The organism is Streptomyces sp. SID3212, from assembly GCF_009865405.1.
GTDB lineage: Bacteria > Actinomycetota > Actinomycetes > Streptomycetales > Streptomycetaceae > Streptomyces.
Map to the genome: position 1 here is coordinate 1 of NZ_WWJY01000696.1, position 2,598 is coordinate 2,598.

Consider the following 2,598-nt stretch of genomic DNA (forward strand, 5'->3'; position numbering starts at 1 on the left):
CAGATGATCCATCTGGGCCGGCCCGACGACGCCCTCGACCTGGTGAAGCTCGCCAGATCGGGGTCGGGGGAGGAGGCGCTGCCCCGTACCCGCGCCATGCTCCACACCATCGAGGCGTGGGCGCAGGCGTCCCTGGGACGCGGGCAGGCCATGCGCCGCACCCTGGGCGAGGCGGAGGATCTCTTCGTCTCGGACAAGGGGGACGTGGAACCGCCCGGCTGGATGCAGATGTTCGACGAGGCCGACCTGCACGGGATGGAGGCCCTGGCCTTCCGTACCCTCGCCGAACACGACCCCTCGGCGGCCGTCACCGCCCAGCGCCACGCCAGGAGGGCGCTGGACCTGAGGGTCAACGGCCGGCAGCGGTCGAAGATCTTCGACCACATCTCGCTGGCCTCCGCGTGCTTCATCGCGGACGACCCGGAGCAGGCGGCGACCTACGCCCGGCTGGCCCTGGTGTCGATAAGGGAGACCTCCTCGCTCCGCACCTGGGACCGGCTGCGCGAGATGTACCGGCTCACCGGCCAGTACGCCGACTACGCGAAGGTGCAGGATCTGCGGGAGGAGATCGAACTCCACATGCCGAAGAAGAGCCAGGGGAAACCGTCCGTACTCGGCCCGGCCAGAAAGACCTACGGAACCGTCTAGGGAGTCCGTCCCACCGGACGGTCCGACAGGTCCGCCCGATCCGCCCGGTCCGTCCGTTCGGCCGGCCTGGCGACCATCACACAGGCGTCGTCGGTGCGTTCGGCCCCGCCGAGCTCCGCGACGATCGTCTCCGCGCACTCCCGCGCCGAGCGGGCCCGGGTCAACAGGGGCGCCAGCGCGAGGAGGTGATTCCGCCGTGCCTCCGTCCCGGCACGGCCCGCCCCGTCGGTGTGCAGGACGAGCACGTCACCGGGGAGGAGGTGGACGTCGGCCTGTTCGTACGCGGCGCCCGACGTCGCTCCGAGCAGCACGCCGTCCGGCGGTGTGAGCGCGCGCCCCGTCCCGTCGCGGAACAGCAACGGGGCGGGGTTCGCCGCCTGTGCCCACACGAAGGTGCCGGTGGCCGGCCGGTAGCGGGCACAGAGCGCGCTGCCGAGCGCGGGTTGCCGCGACGTCTCCAGCAGCTGGTTGAGATGTCCGAGGAGGGCGCCGGGCTCGATGCCCGCCACCGCCATGCCGCGCAGGGCCCCGAGGAGCATCGCCAGGGTGGAGGCGCCGGCCACGCCCTGTCCGGGGAGGTCCCCGACCGTCACCAGGGTGTCCCCGCCGGGCAGGTCGAGGGCGTCGTACCAGTCGCCGCGGGCCGTGGGCGACGACGCGGCGGGGAGATGGCGGGCGGCCAGGTCCAGCGCGGCGGGTCCGCTCCGGGTCAGCTCCAACGAGCCGCCCCGCGTGGGGAGTACGGCCTCCTGCAACTCGGCGACCAGCCGCTGTTCCGTCTGTACGAGGTGCTGGCGCCGCTGGACCGAGTCACGGGAGTCGCGCAGCACCCGCTCGCTGTGGCGCAGGGTGCTGACGTCGCGCAGGACCGCCCACATGGAGGCGGTGCAGCCGCCCGCGTCGAGGACCGCTTCGCCCATCATGTGCAGCGTACGGACCCGGCCCCGGGCGGTGAGGACCCGGAACTCCCCGTCGATGGGCCGCCCGTCGATCAGACAGGCCGTCACCATCGCGGTGAGCAGGGTCTGGTCCTCGGGGAACAGCAGCGACGGCAGTTCGTCGAGCGACAGCGGGCCGGCCTCCCGGGGGCGTCCGAAGATCTCGTACAACTCGTCCGACCAGGTGACCTCGTCGGTGAGGAGGTTCCACTCGGCGCTGCCGACCCGGCCGGTGAGCGGAGCGGGACGCGCGGCGGGCGGCCGGGCGGTCCGTCCCTGGGCGGGGATGCCGTCCCGCACGCCGTCCGTCAGATCCGGCCTGCCGGCCCTGAGCTGGTCCAGGTGGGCGCCGAGATCGTCCAGTTGATGCACGGCCAGATCGCAGAGCGCGCGCTGCCAGCGCCGGAGGATGTCGTCGTCGTCCGCCTCGGCCGAGGCGTCCCGGCGTACGGCGTCCACGTCCCCGCGCAGCCTGCGGGTCTGCGTGATCAGGGCGTCGACCGAGCCCCGCTCGGGAGGCTGTGGGGCGGGACGGTCCGCGAACAGAGGGGACGGCATCTCGAACTCCGATGGGGCGGCGGCACTGCCTGGTCCGGATGATGGACCGTTAAGACTGTCGCACAGGCGCGGGAGGCCCGTAGGGCGATTGGCCACACTCGGCGGGGTCATGCGGAGGGCATATGCCAGCGGCTGCACATCGGGAGGCTTCGGACAGGCCCGCCGACCGGACATTCCGGTCGATCGGACCAGTCCCGCCGTACGGGCAGCCCTACGACACCCCCTGGCTGACCGGCATGCGGTGGAGCGCCACCAGCAGGCGCCAGATCCGGGTGGCGATGCCCTCCGGGGTGTCCTCGATCAGCCCGTGCAGCCAGTCGGCCAGCACCCCCGCGAAGACCGCCGCCACCGCCGACGCGATCAGGTCGGGGGCGGGCGCGCCGGCGAGCGCGCGCTCCGCCCTGCTGCGCTCCCGCAGTTGTCGGTGGAGCAGTTCGCCCAGCGGGCCGGCGCC

At 73.2% G+C, this 2,598-nt stretch carries 1 protein-coding gene and 2 pseudogenes; 1 reads left to right on the forward strand and 2 read right to left on the reverse strand.

All coding sequences use genetic code 11. The features are described from left to right. Window positions 1-648 (forward strand): annotated as a pseudogene (locus GT042_RS21060) (hypothetical protein); the annotation flags it as partial. Here GT042_RS21060 and GT042_RS21065 read toward each other — a convergent pair. Together GT042_RS21065 and GT042_RS21070 are read right to left on the reverse strand one after the other, a co-directional pair. Beyond that, window positions 645-2,144, reverse strand: coding sequence for a SpoIIE family protein phosphatase (locus GT042_RS21065; RefSeq protein WP_161310284.1), 1,500 nt, complete (start codon window positions 2,142-2,144; stop codon window positions 645-647). The pseudogene GT042_RS21060 and the gene GT042_RS21065 sit on opposite strands and share 4 nt — an antisense overlap. Before the next feature lie 211 nt (window positions 2,145-2,355). Beyond that, a pseudogene (locus tag GT042_RS21070) lies at window positions 2,356-2,598 on the reverse strand (TetR/AcrR family transcriptional regulator); the annotation flags it as partial.